3 protein-coding genes are annotated in these 1985 nt (G+C 73.6%); all 3 read left to right on the forward strand.

Translation table 11 applies throughout. From position 1 onward, the window contains the following. Positions 1–340 (forward strand): type III-B CRISPR module-associated Cmr3 family protein (locus KUTG_RS52460; protein WP_198047694.1); only part of this gene is annotated, 340 nt, incomplete at its 5' end. Continuing rightward, positions 340–1515 (forward strand): type III-B CRISPR module RAMP protein Cmr4, encoded by a 1176-nt coding sequence (gene cmr4 / locus KUTG_RS52465; RefSeq protein WP_157495475.1) that lies wholly within the window; start codon positions 340–342, stop codon positions 1513–1515. The genes KUTG_RS52460 and cmr4, both read left to right, overlap by 1 nt. After that, the gene (locus KUTG_RS60345; protein WP_157495476.1) at positions 1508–1846 is read left to right on the forward strand and encodes a type III-B CRISPR module-associated protein Cmr5; all 339 of its coding nucleotides are present in this window, start codon (positions 1508–1510) and stop codon (positions 1844–1846) included. Before cmr4 ends, KUTG_RS60345 begins: the two co-directional genes overlap by 8 nt. The last annotated feature ends 139 nt before the right edge of the window (positions 1847–1985 follow it).

A 1985-nucleotide genomic window follows, 5' to 3' on the forward strand; every position in this document is an offset into this window, starting at 1 on the left:
CGGCCCGGAAGAGTTTCCCGGGGGGCGGCTGGCGGTGCTGCTGGTGACACCCGCCCTGGTGTCCGACGTGTGCTGGCACCCGCCCCAGACGCAGCTGGCCGCGGTGGCGGTGGCGGGCCCGCAGCCGATCGCGACCGCCACCGACATCGAGGGCCGGTTCCTGCACAGCCGACGCCTGGATTGGGCGCTGCCCGCCGGGACCGTGATCTACCTGACCTTCGCCGAAGACGCGGCGGCGCGGACCTGGGCGCGGGCACAGCAGACCGCGCTGTGGCCGGGGTCGGTGCCCGACACGATCGCCCGAGCCGGGTTCGGCACATTCCTCGTGGGGAGATGGTGATGCACCGCAGACTGTTGCTGTTGTTGGCCGAAAGCCCGGTCCATGCCGGCGGCTCCGAGGCCCGGGGCGCCGTGGATCTGCCGATCCAACGGGAAGCCGGGACCGGGCTGCCGGTCATCTGGGGGCAAAGCCTCAAAGGCGCGCTGCGGCAGACCGCCCGCGACGCCGGCTGGGCAGAAGCCGAATGCACCGCGGTGTTCGGTTCGCCACCGCCCCGCCGCGATGTCCCCGCCGCTGGCACCTTCCCGACCGGCACCGCAGCCAATGACGGTGTGCCCGCCGCGAACCCCGCCCCGCCGCGCACACCTGCGGCCCCGATGGCGCCACCCTCCCGGGTCCTGACCAAAGGCGCGGTGTCGGTGGGAGACGCGCAGTTGCTGGCCTTCCCGGTCGCGACCCTGCGCAACCTCTACGCGTGGGCGACCGGCGAGCTGCTGCTGTCGCGGCTGCGCCGCAAACTCGCCCTGCTCGGCGTGCCCGACACGGCCACCACGGTGATAGGCGGTCCGGCCCTCGCAGACGGGGCCGTGGCCGGGGCGAGCGGATGGGCCACCAGCCACGCCCAGGTGCTGGGACCGTTCCTGGCCACCGTCACGCACGAACCCGCCGTCCGGTCGCTGGGGGCCGCGCTGGCGAACCTGACCTGCCCGACCTCCCCGGTGTTCGAGTTCACCCGCACCAAGATGACCAGCGACCTGCTGGTCGCCGACCACACCACGCTCGGCGAGCTCACCCAGACCGGCACGGACGTCGTCGCACGGGTGCAGTTGTACGAGAAAGCCAAGACGGTCGCCAACGGCCCGTTCTACTCCGAGCACCTCCCGGCGGAAACCGTGCTGGCCGCGGTGCTCGCGGGGACCTCCGCCGAGCTCCTGGACCGGTTGTGCACGCTGGTGGACAACCAACCGATCACCCTCGGCGGTGACGAAACCATCGGCAAGGGCCTGCTGTGGTGCCGCGTCCACACCGCCGCCACCGCGACCACCGCCCTCACCACCGACACCGAACCGACCACAACAGCGACGCCGACTGCGACAAGCAGCACTGCCGCCGACACGGCCAACGCGCCGGCGCATCCTGCGCCAGCGCCGACCCGTGCGATGCCGGCCCCACCCAAACCCGGACCGCGTCCCGGCGCCGGCGCACCACAGGCCGGCGGTGGGCGCCGTGGCTGACCTTCCTCGCCTGGACCAATCCCTGGCCGCCGCCGCAGCACAGGCCTTGGCCGGCGGCGTCGACGACACCCTGCGCACCCGCATGCGCAGCCTGCCGGCCCTGGTGCACACCAGCGGCCTGACCGCCACCGCCGCGTTCCTGCTAGCCCCGCTCCGACAACGACACCGACGCCTACCACAAACGCAGCCCCGCGCCCTGCTCAATGACGCCGGCACACAACCGCCGGGGCTTACCAGGTCGCCGGCCGACGCGCGGCAGACGCTGGGCACGGGTCGGCCGGCCGCCACCGGGCCCCCAATTACCTGCTGGCCGAAGCCCGCGCCCGGCTGATGGCCCGGGCTGGCTGTCGCGCCTGGCCGACGCCCTCTACACGCCGGCCGCCACCGCGGAGCAAACCCGGTGACCCGCTACGGGGCACTCGCCGCTGTGCCCGACGACAGGCTGCGCACGGGCCAACGCCCACCTGCTG

It is taken from the genome of Kutzneria sp. 744 (assembly GCF_000568255.1).
Taxonomy (GTDB): Bacteria; Actinomycetota; Actinomycetes; order Mycobacteriales; family Pseudonocardiaceae; genus Kutzneria.